15 protein-coding genes are annotated in these 18,399 nt (G+C 65.8%); 10 read left to right on the top strand and 5 right to left on the bottom strand.

All coding sequences use genetic code 11. From position 1 onward, the window contains the following. The first annotated feature begins 8 nt into the window (after positions 1 to 8). From EYQ35_06245 to EYQ35_06230, 4 genes are read left to right on the top strand one after another with little or no spacing between them, the layout of a single operon-like run. Complete coding sequence (locus EYQ35_06245; GenBank protein HIF63733.1) at positions 9 to 983, top strand: hypothetical protein; 975 nt, start codon at positions 9 to 11, stop codon at positions 981 to 983. Beyond that, a complete protein-coding gene (locus EYQ35_06240) occupies positions 980 to 1,858 on the top strand; it encodes an NAD-dependent epimerase/dehydratase family protein (protein ID HIF63732.1) in 879 nt (292 codons plus the stop codon). Before EYQ35_06245 ends, EYQ35_06240 begins: the two co-directional genes overlap by 4 nt. Further along, positions 1,855 to 2,811 carry an alpha/beta hydrolase gene (locus EYQ35_06235; GenBank protein HIF63731.1) on the top strand — a complete coding sequence of 319 codons (957 nt, stop codon included), beginning with the start codon at positions 1,855 to 1,857 and terminating at the stop codon, positions 2,809 to 2,811. Before EYQ35_06240 ends, EYQ35_06235 begins: the two co-directional genes overlap by 4 nt. Beyond that, a complete protein-coding gene (locus EYQ35_06230) occupies positions 2,765 to 4,054 on the top strand; it encodes a hypothetical protein (protein ID HIF63730.1) in 1,290 nt (429 codons plus the stop codon). Before EYQ35_06235 ends, EYQ35_06230 begins: the two co-directional genes overlap by 47 nt. A 24-nt stretch (positions 4,055 to 4,078) precedes the next feature. Here EYQ35_06230 and EYQ35_06225 read toward each other — a convergent pair whose 3' ends face one another. Then, the gene (locus EYQ35_06225) at positions 4,079 to 5,338 is read right to left on the bottom strand and encodes an alpha/beta hydrolase (protein HIF63729.1); all 1,260 of its coding nucleotides are present in this window, start codon (positions 5,336 to 5,338) and stop codon (positions 4,079 to 4,081) included. Between the two features lie 291 nt (positions 5,339 to 5,629). On the opposite strand from EYQ35_06225, the gene EYQ35_06220 reads away from it, so the two are divergent. Continuing rightward, a complete protein-coding gene (locus tag EYQ35_06220) occupies positions 5,630 to 8,125 on the top strand; it encodes a hypothetical protein (protein ID HIF63728.1) in 2,496 nt (831 codons plus the stop codon). 77 nt (positions 8,126 to 8,202) lie between these two features. Beyond that, positions 8,203 to 9,384, top strand: a complete 1,182-nt coding sequence (locus EYQ35_06215) for an acetyl-CoA C-acyltransferase (GenBank protein ID HIF63727.1) — start codon at positions 8,203 to 8,205, stop codon at positions 9,382 to 9,384. Positions 9,385 to 9,402: 18 nt separating this feature from the next. Here the strand turns inward: EYQ35_06215 and EYQ35_06210 are convergent, their stop codons facing one another. Beyond that, positions 9,403 to 9,927 (bottom strand): hypothetical protein, encoded by a 525-nt coding sequence (locus EYQ35_06210; GenBank protein HIF63726.1) that lies wholly within the window; start codon positions 9,925 to 9,927, stop codon positions 9,403 to 9,405. 95 nt (positions 9,928 to 10,022) lie between these two features. Here EYQ35_06210 and EYQ35_06205 point away from each other — a divergent pair, with 95 nt between their 5' ends. From EYQ35_06205 to EYQ35_06190, 4 genes are all read left to right on the top strand, one after another. Then, positions 10,023 to 11,462 (top strand): DUF3179 domain-containing protein, encoded by a 1,440-nt coding sequence (locus EYQ35_06205; protein ID HIF63725.1) that lies wholly within the window; start codon positions 10,023 to 10,025, stop codon positions 11,460 to 11,462. A gap of 111 nt (positions 11,463 to 11,573) precedes the next feature. Then, a complete protein-coding gene (lpdA, locus tag EYQ35_06200) occupies positions 11,574 to 12,968 on the top strand; it encodes a dihydrolipoyl dehydrogenase (GenBank protein HIF63724.1) in 1,395 nt (464 codons plus the stop codon). Further along, entirely contained in the window at positions 12,961 to 13,899 is a 939-nt protein-coding gene (lipA, locus tag EYQ35_06195; protein ID HIF63723.1) for a lipoyl synthase, read from the top strand. The genes lpdA and lipA overlap by 8 nt, the downstream gene beginning before the upstream one ends. Before the next feature lie 190 nt (positions 13,900 to 14,089). Then, complete coding sequence (locus EYQ35_06190; protein HIF63722.1) at positions 14,090 to 14,626, top strand: hypothetical protein; 537 nt, start codon at positions 14,090 to 14,092, stop codon at positions 14,624 to 14,626. 12 nt (positions 14,627 to 14,638) lie between these two features. On the opposite strand, the gene EYQ35_06185 is transcribed toward EYQ35_06190, so the two are convergent. From EYQ35_06185 to EYQ35_06175, 3 genes are all read right to left on the bottom strand, one after another. Further along, positions 14,639 to 16,051, bottom strand: a complete 1,413-nt coding sequence (locus EYQ35_06185; protein ID HIF63721.1) for a phosphatidylserine/phosphatidylglycerophosphate/cardiolipin synthase family protein — start codon at positions 16,049 to 16,051, stop codon at positions 14,639 to 14,641. 9 nt (positions 16,052 to 16,060) lie between these two features. Beyond that, complete coding sequence (locus EYQ35_06180) at positions 16,061 to 17,239, bottom strand: lipid-transfer protein (protein ID HIF63720.1); 1,179 nt, start codon at positions 17,237 to 17,239, stop codon at positions 16,061 to 16,063. Beyond that, the coding region (locus EYQ35_06175) for a protein dehydratase (protein HIF63719.1) at positions 17,236 to 18,399 on the bottom strand (1,164 nt) is incomplete at its 5' end. The genes EYQ35_06180 and EYQ35_06175, both read right to left, overlap by 4 nt.

Here is an 18,399-nt window from a genome sequence, read left to right as displayed (position 1 = left end):
TCGGTGGCATTGAAACCCAGGTGGCATTGTTGTTGAAAGAGACGGTCGCGGTTGCCCTTGGCCTCCTCGTCGCGGGTTGCAGCCTGGGCACGGGCTGGCGCAGTGCCCACCACCGCGATCACCCGCTGGTGGGCAGTTGCTGGTCGGTGGACGCTGCCGCGTTGGTTGACTGCGGAGAGGTGAGGGAGGCTGCTCGAGGCGCACGACTCGTGTTGCTCGGCGAGCAACACGACAACCCCGATCACCATCGCCTGCAGGCCGCGGTTCTTCGCGGGCTGGTGGACGCCGGTCGCCGTCCGGCGCTGCTGCTCGAGATGCTCAGCCCCGCCGTGGCCGAGCAGGCCTGGGCCGCCTGTCGAGACCGAGGGCGGCGAGGCTGCACGGCGGCGGAGTTGAGGCGGGAGTTGGACTGGGACTCGAGTGGCTGGCCGGACTGGCAACTGTATCGCCCGATTTTTAACGTGGCGCTGGAGCGAGACCTGCAACTGGTAGGCGCAGGGATAAGCCGGGGCGAGGCCCGCGGACTTTCGGCGCCGGTGGATACTCCGCTCGATGATAAGGCCGTCGGCGAACTCAGGCGCGAGATCATCGAATCGCACTGCGGCTACGCCAGTGGCCACATGGTCGACGCCATGGTCGTGATTCAGCAGTCGCGTGACTCGCGCATGGCCGCCGCGCTGGCAGGCCACGACGGTGCCGGAGAAGACGGTGCTGGAGAAGACGGCGCTGTGTTGATCGCCGGCCTGGGCCACACGAGGCTCGACCGCGGCGTAGCCTGGCATCTCGACTCGCGTACTCGCCGACAGCTTCTGTCCCTGGCTTTCGTGGAGGTGATCGCGGGCAAGCGGAGTCCGGACGACTACGCCGAACACTTTGACGGTCGCTTGCCGTTTGACTACCTGTGGTTTACACCCCGAGCCGATGATCTCGACCCCTGCGAACGCTTCGAGCAGCAGTTGAAGGCCATGGGTAAACAGCCTTGAGTGCGGGAGTCGTGCTCGTGGCCGGCTGCGGGCGCGTGGGCTCACGCGTGGCCGGGATGATGGCCGAGGGCGGTCGCGATGTGTACGGGCTCAGCCGCAAGCCCGCTGTCATGCCCGATAACGTGAGGCCGCTTGCCGCCGATCTCAGCGACGCGGCCTCGCTGTCGGGCTTGTTGGAGAGCGCGATACCGGGCGGCGTCGACCTCGTTGTATTTACGGCCTCGCCTGATCGCGGCGACGAGCAGGCCTACCGCGCGGTGTATCTCGACGGGCTGGCCACGCTGCTGGCGACCCCGGCCTGCGCGGACTTGCGCCGCCTGGTCCTTGCCTCGAGCACGGCCGTGTACGCGCAGGATGATGGCGGCTGGGTAGACGAACACGGCGATACCAGGCCGCTGCGTTTCAACGGCGCGGTCATGCTCGAAGCCGAGCAACTGGCCCGCGCCCGAACGCGGGCTGAAGTGGTCGTGGCCAGGCTGGGGGGCATCTACGGCCCCGGCCCGGGCGCGTTCCTGCGCTCGGTCGCCGCGGGCGAGCTGCGCCTCCCCGACCGTCCGGCCTGGACCAACCGGGTCCAGGTCGACGACGCTGCCCGTGCGCTGCTGCACCTGGCCGAACTGCCGCAACCCGCTGCGCTGTACAACGTGGTCGATGACACCCCGGCCACTCGTCACGAGGTCGCCGCCTGGGCGAGGGGGGAGCTTGGTCTGCCGGACCTCCGACTCGAAGGTCCAGGTGGAAACAGCGCCGGCAAGCGTTGCAGCAACGCGCTGCTGCGTGCCAGCGGATTCAGCTTGCTCTACCCCGGCTACCATGAGGGCTACAGGGGGCCGCTGGATGAACTTGCGGCGGAGAAAAAAGGGAGAGTCGGGTGATAGTTGCAGGAGTAGCAGGGGTTGCTCGCCTGCTGGCAGCGTTTTTGTTTTCGCTACTGGTCCTTCTGCCAGCGCAGGCCGTCGCCGATGAGACCGTGCCGCTGGACGTGGCTGAACGCGAGCGGCTGGGCGGCAGCTTTCTCGAGCTGCCGGACGGCTGGGTCCACTACCAGGTCAGCGGAGAAGAGAACGCTGACACGGTAATCCTCGTGCACGGGTTTTCTGTACCGTCTTTCGTCTGGCGCGGCGTCCTGCCTTACCTGCTCAATGCCGGCCTGCGGGTGGTCGCCTATGACAACTACGGCCGAGGCTTTTCAGATCGCCCCGGACCGCCGTACGACCTCGAGCTTTTCGACCGGCAGCTCGATGGCGTCATCAATGGACTCACGGCCGAGGGTGCGCGCGTGGGCCTGGTGGGCTACTCCATGGGCGGTGCCATTGTCACCGAGTACGCCGCGCGGAGGCCCGAGCGCGTGGCGGCCGTGGGGCTGATCGCTCCGGCTGGCTACCCGGTGGGCTTGCCTCTGGCGGCCAGGTTAACGCGCCTGCCGCTGGTGGGCGAGTGGTTGTTCGCGCAGTTCGCTCCGCGGGTGCTCAGCTCAAGGGTCGAGGAGATGGCGGCCCTGGCAGGTGCGCCGCGTGACTTCGTGGAGCTCTACAACGAGCAGCTCCGCTACCCGGGCTACGTTGAAGCCCTGGGCTCCACGCTGGTCGAGTACCCGCTGAGCGACATGCGCGAGCGCTTTCGCGTACTGGGCGCGAGCGCGCTGCCGGTGATGGCGGTGTGGGGCGACTCCGACAAGGTGGTGCCCTATTCGAGCTCGAAACTCCTGGCTGAAGACGTGCCGGGTCTCGAACTCAACACCATCGAGGGTGGTGCCCACGCCATAACATTTACCCGCCCGTATGAGGTCGGCCCCTACCTGGCCTCCTTCTTTCGCAAGGGGGAGTAGTGGCCCCTTTTGCGTTAAAGGTAACGGGGCTGCCGGTGGAGAGAACGTGAACTTCGTAGAATTTCACAACGACGAGTTGCCTCGACGCATACAGGCGGGCAACGGCCGCCTGGCGGCCGCGGGCACGGTGGGCCTGGCAGGCATCGCCTTCGAGGTGGACGGAGCCAGTTACACTTACCTGCCCGGACCCGACGGGGTGGAAGTAGTGGCGGGAGACGAACGCGCGGCCTGCGTGGTGGCCATGAGTGCCGTGTCCTGGGGCGAGTTCGTCGAGCAGATGCGTACTGTGCCCTCGCTGCTGTACTCGGGCATGCTCAGCCTTGAGCGCGGTGACGTGGAGCTGCTGTTGCGCTGGGAACAGGCCATAAGGGCCTTGCACCACGGCCTGCCGGTGTTCGTACCCGGCGAGCTCGATCTTCGCGACAAGGACGGCGGCAGGCTGGACATCGAGCAGGTTTTCCCCGCAGATGTTGGCGCCGCCGAGCTCGGGCTTTTTATTCGCGAGGCCGGCTTCGCCGTCGTGCGCGGGGTGTTTTCTGCAGACGAGATCGCCGTGCTGCGAGCCGACGCCGACAGTGCGGTAGCCGCAGCCCGGCAGGGGGACCGTCGCAGCTGGTGGGCGCGCAGCGCCGAGGGCGAGACCCGCTTGTGCCGCGTGACCTATGCCAACCTCTCGTGTCCCTCCATAGCCGCCATCTGCGACGACCCCCGCGTGCGTCGCCTCGTGGCGGCTTTTGACGACAGCCTGTTGCCCGGCCCCGACCGTCTTGACGGCATAGCTATCATCATCAAGAACCCGGACATCGCCGACGGCCTGTCGGATCTTCCATGGCACGTGGATTGTGGCATGGGTGGCCACGCCCTTCTCTGCCCGGTGGTGCAGGTGAGTGTGCTGCTCGAGCCCGCCAACCCTGATACGGGTACGCTCAAGTTCCTGGCCGGAAGCCATCGCTTTGCCTGCTCCGCGCCCGCGGCCCAGGAGGAAGTCGGCCTGCCCGTGGTCACGGTCGCTGGCGAGCCCGGCGACCTGCTGATGCACCTGGGCGACACCATGCACGCTGCGCCCGCGCCCCTGGGCTGCGGCTCCATGCGTCGCTCGCTGGTGACCTCGTTCTACCAGCCCGCGGTGCTCGACGTCATAGAAGAGGGCTGCGGTTTTAACGATGTACTGCTTTCAAACGACGACGGTCACGTGGATAACCTGGCCGACGTTGTGCGCGGAACGCCATCCGGAAAGCCATAGCCGGGAAAGCTATAGCCCGGAAAGCTATAGCCCCGAAAGCCAATCCGTTATCTCGGCCAGCGCGAGGTCTCGTCCCCAGGCATCGCTGTCCGCCAGCGGGTGGCCGTAGTGATCGCCGGGCAGCTCGACGAATTTTTTGTCGGCGCTGCCCAGCGATTCAAAAATAGCCTGGGCCTCGGAAGGAAAGATCGCGTTGTCGCCCGTGTAGTTGATCATCAGTGCCGGGATGGTCACGTCGCTGCCGCAGCGGGTAAAACTCGCGCGTGAAGACAGCCCCGACCAGGTTGAGAGCCAGGCTTCGGGCGTGGTCGTGCGCGCGAATCCACGCGGGTTGTAATTGATGAGGTCGGGCCGATGGTCAAACAGCGAGCCGTAGTCACGCGCCGAGGGGTCGAGCGTGAGATCCACGCAGCGCGGGTCTGCCTCGGTGCGGTAGGTGTTAAGCAGCGTGTCGGCGGTTGCCGCGCGCCAGGCGTCGCGGTCGTCGGGCTGTTCGGCCAGCCGCTCGAGGGCCGCCGTTCTCACGCCAAGTATCTTGCGTGCACGCGCATCTATGCGCTCCACGCGGGCGCGCTGCCCGGCGCGGTAGCGCTCGACAAACTCGTCGGTGTAGCGGGTTTCACCGGGTGGAAGGCCAAAGCCGTTGGCCGGGTCGTAAAGATCCAAGGAGGGCAGGCAGGAAACGGGATCGGACTCGTCGCTGACCGACGCGTCGATGACCTGCAACAGAAAATCCCCCTCGCCGGGGTGCGCAGCCAGGAAGACCACGGCGTCGGCCATGGGCATTTCAATTTTCCGCAGGTCGCCGCCTGCGCCGCCCAGCGGTGCGGGTCCCGCCGGCGTATCGGTCACCCGCTGTTCGGGCGGCAACGCGGACTGTTGCAGGTAGTAGCTGTACAGTGAGCCGCCACCGCTGTTGCCCAGCAGCACTATTCTCTCGAAGCCGAGCTCGCGCAGGCGTAACAAGCCCGCGGCCGCGTCCATGAGCAGTTGTTCGTGGACGGCGGTCGAGTCGTTGCCCAGGCAGCGGCTGTTATGCGCGAACACCGCGTGGCCGGCCTCGAGCAGCGGCGGCACGGCGTAGTGACGCGTAAAGTTGGCCTGAGGGTGCAGCAGCGACACCACGGTGCGAGGCCGCTCGCCCCGTGGTAGCCACAGGGTGGCCTGGGAGTTGCCCGAGTCGGCGGCCACCAGGCCGTGGCTCTCAATGCGGTAGTCGCCTGGTTCGCGCGTGAACTCCATGGCCCGCAGCGGGTTATCGTAGCGTGCAATTCGAGTGGCCATCGTGGGTAAATGTAAATTGCGCGCGCGACAAAGGCCAAGGGTGGCGGGAACAGTGGGCAACTAGCTCGGCAGGAACAGCCCCCCCCCTCGGGGGTAGGCCTCGGTGCAGCACATGCCTTGCCCCTTGCCGGGTTTCCGCCCCTCGGTAGAGGCTCAAGCCCGGCAAAAACGCTCACGGGCTGTCTTTCCCACGCCGGGGGGCTGCTGAGCTTCAATTTATCCCCCTCAATCTTAAGCAGTCCGCCGCATCTGCCGCCTTCGCGCCGGTGCGCCTGGACTCGGGGTAAAAGAATGAACATCAATAAGTTATTGACCGCGCTGCTGCCGGTTGTTTTTGTAATGCTTTGCGCTTCATCGGCCCAGGCCGACCACGATTGCGTGTTCAGCACGACCAGCGTGGGCCCGGTGGATACGGCCAACGGCTATCCTCTTTACTACCAGGACAGTGGAGCCTTGGCGCTCGACCTCTGCCTGGACGCGGCCAACTGTCTTAATCACGTTGCGGGTTCGGAGCTTCCCGACCCGTCGGCGGCGGCGTCTTTTCCGGGCAACTGGCCGTCCAGCGCCTGGTGGTGGCGGGCCGAGGCCACGGCCACGTCTGCTTCCGGGGCCACGGCAACACTGGTTATGGGCCTGCGAACAGCGCTTGACGGGGGCCTGCCTGTTGACGGCAAACAGTTTGCCGAGGCTGTAATCCTGGTGACCGCTTCGGGTCTCGTGCCTGGCGGCGAATATGATTTCAAGCACCCCTTCGGCAGCGACGAGGCCACGGCAGCTTCCGACGGCACCCTGGTGATAGAAGACATCCAAGGATTTCTCGTCGGCCCGCCGGGCAACCTCGCCTCGTTTGCGGGTATCAACAACAGTCGTGTTGGCCCTTTCCTGGTCTTTGATGATCCCGACCCCAATCGCGCACCGGCGCCCGGCTTCGTGGGTAACCCGGTCATAGCGCATCGCGTAGCCGGTAGCCCCTGTGGCGACAACCACTTCAAGGTGAACGGCCCCGACCCGTTCGGCAACTTCCTGACCGAGGAGTTCAAGGTGCTCGGTCGCATGATAGATGTGTGCGGCAACGGCGTGCTCGACCTGGGTGAGCAGTGCGATGACGGCAACAACACAGACGGCGACTGCTGTTCGGCGACCTGCATGGACGAGGATCCCCTGGTCGTCTGCGACGACAACAACGGCTGCACCGACGAGCTCTGCCTCGCGGGCGTGGGCTGCAGTAATCAGCCCAACACCCTGGCTTGCGACGACGGCAGCGTCTGCACCACGGTTGATTCCTGCTGGGACGGCAACTGCCTGGGAAGCATGCCCCTCGATTGCAACGACTCCAATCCCTGCACCGAGGACAGCTGCGACGCCTTTGCCGGTTGCGTGAATGACGACGTTTCGTTGGCCTGTGACGACGGCAACGCCTGTACCACGGCCGACACCTGTTCGGGCGGGGTCTGCGTGGGTGGTGCCGCTCCGGACTGTGACGATGCCGACGTGTGCACCGACGACACCTGCCACCCCTCGGCGGGCTGCGTCAGCACGAACAACACCGCGGCCTGCAACGATGGTAACGCCTGCACAACGGGTGACACCTGCTCGGCCGGGGCCTGCCTGTCCGGGCTGTCAGTGGACTGCGAGGACGGCAACGGGTGCACCGACGACAGTTGCGACCCGGGTACCGGTTGTCGCAACGACGCCAATACCCTGGCCTGCGACGACGGCGATGCGTGCACCACGGGTGACACCTGCTCGGCCGGTACCTGCGTGGGCGGTGCTGCTCCTGACTGCGACGATGGCAACCAGTGCACGGCAGACTCCTGCGTGTCGCCCACTGGCTGCGATAGTGTCAACGTCTCTATAAGCTGCGATGACGGCAACGCCTGCACCACGGCCGACACCTGTTCGGACGGACTCTGCGTAGGCGGACTGCCGCCCGACTGCGACGACGGGAACGGTTGCACCGACGACGGCTGCAACACGGTGACCGGCTGTACCAATAACGACAACTCTCTGCCTTGCGACGATGGCAACGCCTGCACCACGGCCGATACCTGCGCTGCTGGCGGCTGCGTGGGCGGTGTGGCTCCCGACTGCGAGGACGGCAACGTATGCAGCGACCACTCCTGCGATCCTGCGAGCGGTTGCTTGCAGGCTGCCAACACGGCTGCCTGCGAGGACGGCGATGCTACCACCCTGGGCGACACCTGCGCCAACATGGGCTGCGTGTCAGGGGCATTTGGATGTTCGCCGGCGCCGCTCCAAACCTGCACGAGTCCCTTGTCTGCTGGCCGCAGCGTGCTCGAGATCAAGGACAGGCCCGGTGAGACGCGTGACAAGTTGCTATGGAAATGGCTGCCCGGTCCGGCCGTGAGCACCGCTGATTTTGGCAACCCGGTAAGCGGCGAGCTCGGCTACGCGATGTGTATCTGGGACGAGGATGCCGGGGTACCGACGCTGGCATCGCAGCAGCTGGTGCCCGCTGGTGGTACTTGCCGCGGCAAGGACTGCTGGCATGAGCGTCGGCACGGCTTGGTCTACCGCGATGACTTCGGCAGTCACGCCTCGGGTGTGCGCAACATCAAGCTGCGCAGTGGCGGCGACTTCCAGTCGAAGATCAAGGTCAACATTAAGGGCGCCGGTCTCGACATGCCGCCGCTACCCGTATCGATGGACTCCCAACTCACGGTTCAGTTTATTAACGAACAGGGTGGCTGCTGGACATCGACTTACAGCGCGCCGGCTATAAAGAACAAGGCGGGCAAGTTCCTGGGCAAGTCGTCGGGCAACTGACCCGGGCGACTGACCCGGGCGACTGACCCGGGCGACTGGGGTTTTCATTTGCGGCCGCATCGCGCTTCGATGAAGCGATGAACGATGATCCGGTAGTAATAGTGGGCTGCAGTCGCACGCCGATGGGTTCGTTCCAGGGGGTGTTCTCACCGGTGAGTGCCACGCGCCTGGCTTCGGTGGCTATAGAAGGCGCGTTGCAGGGTGCCAGTGTGGATCCAAGCACCGTGGATCAGGTGTTGATGGGTTGCGTGTTGCCGGCCGGGCTGGGGCAGGCGCCGGCGCGACAGGCTTCGCTCGGGGCCGGCCTCGGTAACGACGTGCCCTGCACGACGGTTAACAAGATGTGTGGCTCGGGCATGCAGGCGGCCATGCTGGCGCACGACGCCATAGCGGCCGGTAGTGCATCGCTGGTGGTGGCCGGCGGCATGGAGAGCATGACCAACTCACCCTACCTGTTGGAGAAAGCCCGGCAGGGGCAGAGGCTTGGTCATGGTGAAATAAAGGACCACATGTTCCTTGACGGGCTCGAAGACGCCTACGAGCCGGGCCGACTCATGGGTAGTTTTGCCGACGACACTGCGCGCCATTTCGGCTTCACGCGCGAGCAGCAGGACGACTACGCGCTCGAATCGCTGGCCCGCGCATCGCGCGCCGCTCAGGACGGCAGCTTTGCGCGCGAGATAAGCCCGGTAACGGTTTCTGCCCGCGGCAATAGCGTGGTGGTCGAGCTCGACGAGGGGCCGCCCAATGCGCGGCCCGACAAGATCCCCACGCTCAAGCCGGCGTTTTCGGCCGACGGCTCGGTGACGGCCGCCAACTCGAGCTCGATATCCGATGGCGCAGCCGCCCTGTTGCTGGCCCGTCGCAGCAAGGCCGAGGAATTCGGCCTGCCCGTGCTGGCAACTCTACGTGGCCACGCCGTCCACGCCCAGGAGCCGGCCTGGTTCACGACCGCACCCGTGCAGGCAATCAGCCGATTACTCGAGCAGGTGGGCTGGGACAAGGGCGAGGTCGGGCTGTTCGAAATCAACGAAGCCTTCGCCGTGGTGGCCATGGCGGCCATGCGCGAGCTCGACCTGCCGCACGACAAGGTCAACGTGCACGGCGGCGCCTGTGCCCTGGGGCACCCCATTGGTGCGTCGGGCGCGAGGATCATCGTTACGCTCCTGGCCGCCATGCAGAAGTACGATGTCAAGCGCGGTGTTGCTTCGCTGTGTATCGGCGGCGGCGAGGCCACCGCGGTAGCCATTGAGCGTTAGGAGCCCGCGAGTCTGCGCCTACTCGGCCGCAGCAAAGCTGGTCTTGAGCACCGACACTGTCGTGAGTAGCAACCCGGCCACGCAGGCGCCCGAGCCGGGCAGCGCCAGCCACGCGAGCGACTCCTTGGCCGCACCCGTGCTACCCAGCCCCGGCGCGCGTAGTCCGGCGAACATCCAGAACATAGAGTAGGCCAGTGCGCCGGCTCCCAGCAGCAGGGCAGCAGTACGTCGGCGGCCGGCTGGTACAGGCACCAGTGCCATCAGCCCTATGAGCGCCAGGGAAGTGGTGCCCAGTCCGTTGGCGTGCAGGTGGGCGCGCTTGAAGTAGGTCCAGGACTTGCTGCTGACCTTGTCGGCGGCAGCCTGCTCGCCGCTGTATTTCTGGGCGAGCACCGCCTGCGCTTCGTCGTGCAGGTGTCCCTTGATCGAGTCCTCGGCCGCACCGAAGGACAGCCCGAGTCCGAAGCCGTACAAAAGGGTGAGAAGGGCCAGGCTGACCCCGGCCCGCATGGTTTTAATGGCGCTTTCAGTATCGCTGTTCATGTTGTTGTTCTCTCCTGGCGGCAGTTTTTCAGGCTGGTGCGTTGCTTGCCCTCTGGACGGGGTAACCATTGCAGCGCTTCTGCGTATAATACCGCATGGCAGGCTGCCGCGCTTCTATTGGCCGATTGGCCACGCTGGGTTTTCCAGCCCTGCTGTTGCTCTTCGCCTTCTTATCAACCACGGCGGCCAGGGCCGCCGACGGGCCTTTCTTGAATGGCTTCGACCTGGGCCAACGGTCGGTGGAGCTGCGGCTGGTGGTGGCGGGCGGCCCCCCGCGCGGTGGCATACCCGCGCTGACGGGGCCGGCCACCGAAGCTGCGTCGCAAGCCTCCTGGCTGGCCGACGACGATCGCGTGGTCGGGGTGGTCATCAACGGCGAGGCCCGCGCTTATCCTCTACGCTTGCTCAACTGGCACGAACTGGTGAACGACAGCCTTGGTGACACCCCGGTGGTGGTGAGCTGGTGTCCGCTGACGGCCAGCGCGGTTGTTTTCGACCGACGCGTGGGTGGTAGCGAACTCAGCTTCGGCGTGTCGGGCCTGCTGTACCGGGGTAACGTGCTCATGTACGACCGCGACGGCGAGAGCCTGTGGTCTCAGCTGGGCGGTGCTTCGGTGGCCGGGCCGTCGAACGGAAGCACGCTGACGGTTCTGCCCTCGCGCGTCTTGCGTTGGGCACAGTGGCGGCGGCAATACCCCGACAGCAGCGTGCTGTCGCTCGACACTGGTCACAGCCGCGACTACTCCAGGAATCCTTACGCCACTTACGAGACTTCCGACGACCTCATGTTTCCGGTCGATATCATAGACGGCCGCCTGCGGCGCAAGCAGAAGGTGCTGGGGCTGCAACTCGGTGGCGCCAGCAGGGCCTGGTCGTTGACCGACCTCGCCGCTGCTCCCGACGGCGCGGCTTCCGACGGTGGCCTGCTGGACAGCGTGGGTGGGCACAGGGTGAAGGTCATTGTCGATGAGCACGGCGCCCGCGTGTTCGAAGGCGACCGAGAACTGGCTTCGACCGTGGCTTACTGGTTTGCCTGGTCGGCCTTCAACGAGCAGACCTCGTTGTGGCCGTTGCAGGCCGTTTCGCTGCCGGTCGAGTCAGCTGGCGGCTCGCAGGGTTCGCAGGGCGAAGGCGAGGCAGGGCGCAACCGCGCGGGCCAGATAGAGATCACCGAACGCAGGGGCTACTGGACCTCGCCCGGGGTGGGCTTCTCGTTGGCCGGCGAGGCGACGACAAAGGCTGGCCTGTACGTGGTGGCCGGCGAGTTGCGCAACCGCTCGGCCGAGCCGGTTCAGCACGTTGTGCTGCGCTACGAGCTGCTCGACGAAGAGGGCCGGGTGCGGTTTCGCGCGGATGGCTACAACCACCTTGCCGAGGGCTTGTTGCCCATAGAGGGCGACCCCGATCCAGCGGCTACCCTGGCCACGGTAAAGGCCCTCGACGCGGGTGCTGCGGATTCGTTTCGCATGTTGATTCCGGCCGGCGACCTGCCCGAGTTCAGCGACTACAGGATAAGCGTAGTCGACGCGCGCTGAGCGGCGACCGGCGGCCCTTTGAAAAGCTCCCGCGTATGCTGTTGAAAATGGCCATGGACCGGCCAGGCGGCCGGCTGCAGTGGGCGGAACAACAGCGTGGCGAAGAATAGCGTGGCGACAAAACGAGACCTGGTAATTATCGGTGGTGGCCCCGGCGGCTACGAAGCCGCCTTGAGAGCGGCTGGGTTGGGCATGTCGGTGACCCTGGTCGAGCGCGAAAACCTCGGCGGGGTGTGCGCCAACCGTGGCTGCATACCCACCAAGACCCTGCTGCACCTGGCCGACACCCGGCGGGCCCTCGTCGAGGCGGCCGACTACGGTGTGCGGCTGGAGCAGACCGGGTTTGATTTTGCCCTGGTCGTTCGGCGCGCCCAGCGCTCGGCTCGGATTGCGTCGGGTGGCGTCAAGCAGTTGCTCAAGAGTGCGGGCGTCGATGTGGTGGCGGGGAGCGCCCGCCTGTTGGGTGGGCTCGTTGTCGAACTGCAAGGCACCGAAGGCAACGGCGAACTACGCGCCGACAAGGCGGTGCTGCTTGCCACCGGCTCTCGCCCGCGCACGCTCGCGGGACTGGAGCCCGACGGTCGCCTGCTGTGGACGGTCGAAGACGCCTTGACCGCAGCCTCGCTGCCGGCCTCGCTGTTGGTGGTCGGCTCGGGCGCGGTGGGCATGGAGTTCGCGAGCTTCTATGCCGACATGGGAAGCAGCGTGACCGTGGTAGAACTCGAAGAACGCCTGCTTCCCGGCGAGGACGAAGAAATATCAGGACTCGCTCGCCTGGCGTTCAAAAAACGCGGCCTGGAAATCCACTGCGGCACGAGCGTGCAATCGCTGGACAAGAATGACGACGGGCTCGCTTTTGAACTGGCCGGGGAGACCGCCGGCAGCGTGTCGGTCGAACGCGCCCTGGTGGCGGTGGGAGTGACTGGTAACAGCGACGAGCTGGGCCTGGAGAATACCGGGGTAAAGCTCGACGGCGGCTTCGTGGCCACCAACGAGTGGGGAGGCACGGGAGAACCGGGTATCTATGCCATTGGCGATCTCGCGGGCCCGCCCTGCCTTGCCCACAAGGCCGCTCAGCAGGGCAGGGCCTGCGTTGAGCATATAGCCGGGCTGCCTGGCGCGCGCCCGGTGGACCGCGAACGGATTCCGGCCTGCGTTTACACCCACCCGGAAATAGCCAGCCTGGGCATGAGCGAGGCCGTGGCCCAGCAGCGCGGTCACGAAACCAAGGTGGGCCGTTCGTTTTTCACCGCCAACGGCAAGGCGACCGCAACAGGTAACAGGGAAGGCCTGGTCAAGACCGTGTTCGACGCGGCCAGCGGGCGATTGCTGGGAGCGCACATGATCGGACCGGGCGTGACCGAGCTCGTGGGCGAGCTCGTGCTGCTGCAGGACATGCAAGGCACGGCCGAGGATCTTGCTCGCACAATTTTTCCCCATCCCAGCTTGTCGGAGGCGCTGGGCGCCTCGGCGCAGGACGCGCTGGAGGCCGGCAAGGGTGGCTGAGGTCGTGGCCGATGTCGCTGCGGCTGGACAGGGTGCGCCCGCGTCGGGCAGCCTGCCACGGCGTAAGCCCGAGTGGCTGCGCGTAAAGCTGGGTACTGCCCAGCTGCTTGCTCCCACCCGTAGAACGCTGCGCGAGCTGGGCCTCAACACAGTCTGCGAGGAGGCGGCCTGTCCCAACCTTGGCGAGTGCTGGCAGCAGGGACACGCCACGGTGATGATACTGGGCGAGGTCTGCACGCGGGCCTGCGCCTTCTGCAACGTGGCTACTGGCCGACCACGGGCGCCCGACCCCCTGGAGCCGGCAAGGGTGGCGCGCATGGCCGAACGGTTGGACCTGCGTCACGTCGTCATAACTTCGGTTGATCGTGACGACCTGGCCGACGGCGGCGCGTCGCATTTCGTGGACTGTGTCGATCGCCTGCGCGAGCGTTGCCCCGACACCACCGTTGAGCTGCTGGTGCCCGACTTCCTGCGCAAGCCGGGGGCGGGCGAGCGCGTACTGCGTTCGCAGCCCGACGTTTTTAACCACAACCTCGAAACCGTGCCGCGCCTGTACCCAAGCGCGCGGCAGGGAGCCGACTACAGTGTGTCGCTCGGGCTGCTGGCGCTGGCAGCCAGGGCCGAGCCCGCGCTGTTTACCAAGTCGGGCTTGATGGTCGGGTTGGGCGAAACCCGCGACGAGCTGCTCACTGTAATGGACGACCTGCGCGAAGCCGGCGTTGATTTTCTGACCATCGGCCAGTACCTGCAGCCCACCCGTCGCCACCTGCCCGTGCAGCGCTACCTGCCTCCCGAGGAATTTGAGCAGCTGGCCGAGCAGGCCCGCACGCGTGGCTTTACAATGGTGGCTTCTTCGCCACTGACGAGGTCTTCGTACCACGCGGCTGAGGACTTCGCCCGCCTGCGAGCGTTGCGTGCGGATGCCAACTGACGACACGGTGCTTGAGCCCGCGCGCGGGCCGACGTCGTTGTTGCCGGCGGCGGCACGGCGGCGGCGATGGCTACGGCCGTTTTGACAATTGGTGGGTAGCAGGGCGGCGCGTTGCACGGTAAGCTGTTCGAACGGGGCGCGTTGCTTGGGTATTCCATTGCAACGCGCGCGGGAAAGTGAGGATGAGTAATTGACCCAGGAAACGTTCTGGCGCCGCTGTAGCAACTGTAAAAAATCGCTGGGCTTCGACTCGGCTTACTACAACTGCAGCGTGAGCACCTGCAATCGCAAGGACAAGTCGCTGGTGTTCTGCTCGCCTGAATGCTTTAGCGCGCACCTGCCGGTGATGCGCCACCGCGAAGCCTGGGCGGAGGAGAATCGCTCGCCTTCGCGCAGTACCTGGGAGCAGGGCCAGGCCGGCGCACGGGAAACCGCCGTGCCAGCCGCTGCCGAGCTAAGCAATGCGCCGCCTGCTGCCGATAAAAGTGAGCCACCGGCTGCCGAAGAAACCGAGGCTGCCGTGGTGTCGCTCAGTTCACAGGACATTCCCCAGGACGTGCTGGTGGTGGCGAGCAAGCTCAAGGCCTATATCCGGGCGCGCTCGGGCATGAAAACCTCGGACTCGGTCATGCAGGCGCTGTCGAGGCAGATGCGGCGGCTGGCCGACGACGCCATCCTGCGCGCCGGCGAGGCGGGTCGCAAGACGGTGATGGATCGCGATTTCTAGGCGCGCAGGTTTCTAGAGACCCCAGCGGGCCGGGTCCAGCGCCACGGCCATGCCGCTCAGCGGCTTGTCTGCTTCGAGCCGCCGGCGGTTGGCGCGCGCGGTTTCGGCAAACAGCCGCAACGCCGCGGTCACTTCGAGCCCAGCTGTGTCACGGCCGAGTTGCTCGCCCAACAACTCGCACCTGAGCGCGCGGGTGACGTTTTCGTCCCAGAAGCTGGCGTTCATCTCGGTGTCGCCCAGGAACGATCGCGCCATTGTGTTGCACGAGCCTATGGTCGTAAAGCAGTCGTCGACCAGCATCATCTTGGAGTGCACGTACACGTGTTCAGGCGCGCTGCCGTCAATGGCCACCATGGGCGCGGCCAGCGTAAAGTTTTCATGTTCGCCTAGACGACCGAGAGCCTCGAATACAGGTTTGGCCAGTGGGTTGTCGCGAGCGGCGGCGACCTCGGGCATGGGCAGTCCGGGCACCAGGGCGGCGACCAGCACGCCCCTCTGCATGGCCGCGGACAGTTCTTCTATGACCTGCGGGCAGATCAGCATCTGGTTTTCCAAGTAAATCGCTTCGCGCGCGCCCTCGATCGCAAGCGTGTATTGCTCTCGTATGCTGGACTCGCCGTTCTCGATGGCGTAGCCCGGCGCACCCGGCGCGGCGTGGCCGTTGCTGTAGAGCGAGGCCTGCACGCTGCGCGTGACCTGTACCGGCACGTTTCCCGCGGCGGCGGGAAGCGCGAGTGGAAACTCGAGGTCGCCGGCCACTGATAGGTCCGGCCACGCGCCACAGCTGTCGTGACGCTCACTGGCCTGGTTCCAGCGCTGCACGAAGTTGTGGGCCACGTCGGCCACCGCGGGGCCGTGGATTTCGAGGTAAACGTCGTGGATATTGTGGGAGTCTGCGCGCCTGCCCGGCTCGACGACTATGCCTGCGTTCGCGCTGTGCCCCGGCCAGCTGATGGAGCCGCTGTCCAGGTTTATGCCACCCACGAAGGCCAGCGCGCCCTCGCGGCCCGCGTCGACCACCCAGCTTTTCTGGTGGTGGCAGTGCTTGGCGAAGCGATCCCAGCGCGCCAGCCAGGCGGTGTTGCGTGACTCGAGCAGTGCCCTGTTGCCCGCGTCGCCGGCAAAGTGCTCGGCGCCTTTTATCATGCGATCGATGTCGGGCTCGCTCCAGAACAGCACGCGGATTTCGATTCCCCGTGCGGCTGCAGTGTCGAGCAGGTCAAAAAAACCACCACGTCCGCCGGGCATGCGCGTGGACTGCTCGAGAAAGGCCACCGTTATCCAGGCGCTGTGCTGCGCCGATTCAACGGCTGTGCAGATGCGCTCAAAGGCCGGCCCACCGTCGACCAGCGGGCGCACGAAGTTGCCCTCGCGAAGCGGATAGCTGCCCGAAGTGGACGGCCCTATGTGCTGTCCGTCGCGCATCCCCGCTGCTCAACCGGGTTGCGATAGGATGGCAGCGCTCGTGGGCACGGCCGTACCACCGGTGACGAGTACGTTGCTGACGTCCGGCACCTGGTTGACCGACGTGCCGCGTACCAGGCGCACCGCCTCGGCGACTCCGTTCATGCCGTGTATGTAGGCTTCGCCCAGTTGGCCACCGTTGGTGTTCATGGGCAGCTTGCCGCCCAGTTCGAGGTTGCCGTCCTTGATGAAGTCCTTCGCCTCGCCGCGCGCGCAGAAGCCGAACTCTTCGAGTTGGGGTAGCACCAGCGGCGTGAAGTGATCGTAGATGATGGCTGCCTGCATGTCGTCGGGGCCAAGGCCCGTGTCGTTCCATAGTTGGCGCGCGCACAGTCCCATTTCGGGGATACCGGTTATATCGTCGCGGTAGTAGCTCTTCATCATCTGCTGGTCGTCTGCGCTGCCCTGGGCCGCCGAGGCGATGACCACTGGCTTGTTGGGCAGGTCGCGGGCGCGCTCGAGCGTGGTTACCAGCAGCGCCTGGCCGCCGTCGCTCTCCTGGCAGCAGTCGAGCAGGTGCAGGGGCTTTACGATCCAGCGACTGGCCTGGTGGTCTTCCAGGGTGATGGCTTGCTGGTAGAAAAACGCCGCCGGGTTGGTGGCGGCGTGACGCCGGTCGGCCACCGACACCCTGCCGAAGTCTTCGCTGGTGGCACCGTACTGGTGCATGTAACGGGTGGCGAACATGGCTACCCACGACGCTGGCGTCAGCAGCCCGAAGGGCAGGCACCAGCCGAAGTCGACCATGATGGGGGTGGGCGCGTTGTCGAGGCCCTGCACCCCGGCGCCGAAACGGGTCTCTGAGCGTTCGTTGAAGGCGCGGTACACGAGCGCGTACTTGCACGCTCCCGTGTGCACGGCCATGGCGGCCTGGTGCAAGGTGCCGCAGGCGGCGCCGCCGCTGTGGTGTATGCGGCTGAAGTGGGTGAGCTCCTTGATGCCGAGGCTGCGTGCGACGTCGATTTCGTGGTTTTCCTCGACCGTGAAGCCGACCATGCCGTCGATCTGTTCGGGCAGCAGGCCGGCGTCGGCGATGGCCGCGTCACAGCACTCGACGGCAAGGCGCAGGGTGCTGCGGCCTGAATTCTTTGAGAACTCGGTGGCGCCAATTCCCACGACGGCGGTCTGTCCTGCAAACGACATGCTCACCGGGTCGGCAACTCCAGTTCGACGGTGGCAGTCACGTGGTCGCCGAGATTGTTGGTGCCGGTCACCAGGAGCTCGACTACCCCCTTGCCGTCGCGCAGCTCGGTCGACTGCACCTGCCCGGTGTAAGTCAGGGTGTCGCCGGGAAAGTTGGGCACCCCGAGTCGCAGCGACAGCTTGCGAAAAATCACGTCGGGGCCGGCCCAGTCGGTGACGTAGCGGTTGGTGAGCCCGGAGGTGGTCATGATGTTCATGAAGGTGTCGGGCGAGCCACGCTTCTTCGCCAGGTCGGGGTCGTGGTGCACGTCCTGGAAGTCGCGGCTTGCCATCGCGCCGGCAACGATGAGCGTACGCGAAATAGCGACAGGGCAGGGCGGCAGTTCCTGCCCCGGTTCAAGGTCTGCAAAGAGCAGCGTCGACTCGCGGCGAACGGGCCGCGCGCGCCTGAACAGCGGCAGGCTCAGCCCGGGGTCGGTGGCCTCTATGGCCAGCTCCACCGGCATGCCTATTTCCACGTCTTCGGGTTTAACTCCCACGAGGTTGCTGATGATACGGGTGCCCTCTTCGAGCTCCACCAGCACGCCGACCAGGGGGTAGTCGAACATGGGAAACTGCGGGTGGTGGACCTCCACGAAACTGTAGACCGTGCCTCGGCCCTGCGAGACCAGGTAACCGAGCTCGTAACTGCCGCAGCCCGGGCAGCGAACGACGGGCGGGTGGTGAAGCCCGTCGCAGCTGTTGCACTTCTGGATGCGTAGTTCGCCCTGGTCGATCCCGTCCCAGAAAAACTTCGTGTCGCGGCTGATGGCCGGCCGCGGCCTGGGTATCTTCTCGAGGCCCTCGAGTGCCGACGCGTCCATGTTGACGGTGCCGGTGCCGGGTTTGAACTTGAGTATGGTGAACTCCATGCGCCCAACGCTGTTGCCCTGCTGGTCGGCGAAGTTGCTCTCGGTGGTAAAGAAGTGGCCCACGCCCAGCGCGGTCTGCTTCTCGTCCGACACGCTGGTGATGACCTGGCTGATGGTCAAGCGATCGCCGGGCCTGAGGTAGCGGTGGTACTCGTGGCTCATGCCGGCGGCGACCACCGAGGTGAAACCGGCGGCGTCGAGTTGGTTGAGCACCGGCACCATGCCGGCTTCTTCGCCGCTGGATGATTCCTGTCG

It is taken from the genome of Candidatus Binatota bacterium, assembly GCA_012960245.1.
Taxonomy (GTDB): domain Bacteria; phylum Desulfobacterota; class Binatia; order UBA1149; family UBA1149; genus UBA1149.
This window is presented reverse-complemented; position numbering and strand designations above follow the sequence as displayed.

Bases quoted from the DNA above. Each gene is read 5' to 3' on its own strand.
- EYQ35_06230 (HIF63730.1), top strand. From the start codon at position 2,765: ATGAGGTCGGCCCCTACCTGGCCTCCTTCTTTCGCAAGGGGGAGTAGT.
- EYQ35_06225 (HIF63729.1), bottom strand. From the start codon at position 5,338: ATGGCCACTCGAATTGCACGCTACGATAACCCGCTGCGGGCCATGGAG.
- EYQ35_06220 (HIF63728.1), top strand. From the start codon at position 5,630: ATGAACATCAATAAGTTATTGACCGCGCTGCTGCCGGTTGTTTTTGTA.
- EYQ35_06215 (HIF63727.1), top strand. From the start codon at position 8,203: ATGAACGATGATCCGGTAGTAATAGTGGGCTGCAGTCGCACGCCGATG.
- EYQ35_06210 (HIF63726.1), bottom strand. From the start codon at position 9,927: ATGAACAGCGATACTGAAAGCGCCATTAAAACCATGCGGGCCGGGGTC.
- EYQ35_06205 (HIF63725.1), top strand. From the start codon at position 10,023: ATGGCAGGCTGCCGCGCTTCTATTGGCCGATTGGCCACGCTGGGTTTT.
- EYQ35_06185 (HIF63721.1), bottom strand. From the start codon at position 16,051: ATGCGCGACGGACAGCACATAGGGCCGTCCACTTCGGGCAGCTATCCG.